Below are 388 nucleotides of genomic sequence, written 5' to 3' on the forward strand. Positions count from 1 at the left end.
GCACTATTGTAGTGCGTTAAAGGATATTAAGATTGTTGTAAGCATATTTAATAATTTATCTATTGACGAATTGCATATACAGGTATAGTATTTTCTATTGTATTTAACGACAAATAATAATGAATTCAGAAATTTATAATACATTTTGTTAAAAGTTACTATATATTTTTAAAATTGAATAAATTCGGAAAAGGCTTTTACATGGGAGGTTATATCACTATGGAAACGTTAAATTCTATTAACATTCCTAAGCGTAAAGAAGATTCACATAAAGGTGATTATGGCAAAATTTTATTAATTGGTGGATCTGCTAACTTAGGTGGTGCCATTATGTTAGCGGCTCGTGCATGTGTATTTAGCGGTAGTGGTTTAATCACTGTAGCTACAC

At 29.4% G+C, this 388-nt stretch carries 1 protein-coding gene; it reads left to right on the forward strand.

The window, feature by feature from the left end; translation table 11 throughout:
- Positions 1–201 precede the first annotated feature (201 nt).
- Positions 202–388 (forward strand): NAD(P)H-hydrate dehydratase (locus tag K9U40_RS24540; RefSeq protein ID WP_282892638.1); only part of this gene is annotated, 187 nt, incomplete at its 3' end.

Source organism: Xanthobacter autotrophicus (genome assembly GCF_030015065.1).
In the GTDB taxonomy this organism is placed as follows: Bacteria; Pseudomonadota; Alphaproteobacteria; order Rhizobiales; family Xanthobacteraceae; genus Xanthobacter; species Xanthobacter autotrophicus_D.